Raw genomic sequence first — 233 nt, forward strand, 5'->3', positions numbered from 1 at the left:
TTGAGTTATTCGAAATTGTCTTCTGTTCTTCGGAATGTTGGCAATCAAAAAATTTAAACTCAATGCAACGATGAATGTTCATAGTAATATGTACAAAGACTTGTTTCACTTCGGTGAGATAAGCAATCAGAATTCATTGAGCCGAATCGCAAGATTCAAAAAACTTTAATTGAAGAGTTTGATCATGGCTCAGATTGAACGCTGGCGGCAGGCCTAACACATGCAAGTCGAGC

Annotated in this window: 1 rRNA gene; it reads left to right on the top strand. The window is 37.8% G+C overall.

The annotated features are described in order from the left end of the window. Window positions 1-166 precede the first annotated feature (166 nt). Window positions 167-233: ribosomal RNA gene (locus H5164_RS19900) — 16S ribosomal RNA — on the top strand; the annotation flags it as partial.

It is taken from the genome of Shewanella sp. SG41-3, from assembly GCF_014164545.1.
GTDB lineage: Bacteria > Pseudomonadota > Gammaproteobacteria > Enterobacterales > Shewanellaceae > Shewanella > Shewanella vesiculosa.